We start from the raw sequence: 364 nt of genomic DNA on the forward strand, positions 1-364 counted from the left end.
CCTGCACGCGGAATGGCGCGATGAAGTGAGCGGCGATCAGCCGCGCATCCAGACCCATCAGCCGCAGACGGCGGGCAAGGTGGTGAGCGCCAGAGCAGCTCTCCATCGCAACCACGGTGCCGGCAGGCAAAGAAGCAGCCCAGGCCACAAAGCGCTGCGGAGACATCGGCCGAGCCAGCACTGTGAGCTCAGCGTTATCGACCGCATGGACCTGGTAAACACGCTTAGCCAGATCCACCCCAATTCGGGTAATCTTCTCCATGGACTTCCCCTTTCAAATGGCAGTTGATTGATGACTTCGAGAACCACCAATCTTGGCGCATTGACGCCGTTTGCCCGAAGGTGGGAAGTCCCTTCGTATTCG

At 59.6% G+C, this 364-nt stretch carries 1 pseudogene; it reads right to left on the reverse strand.

The features are described from left to right. A pseudogene (locus tag LNV09_RS24690) lies at positions 1 to 262 on the reverse strand (IS110 family transposase); the annotation flags it as partial. Between the last annotated feature and the right edge of the window lie 102 nt (positions 263 to 364).

Source organism: Paucibacter sp. B2R-40, from assembly GCF_025717555.1.
Lineage (GTDB): Bacteria > Pseudomonadota > Gammaproteobacteria > Burkholderiales > Burkholderiaceae_C > Paucibacter_A.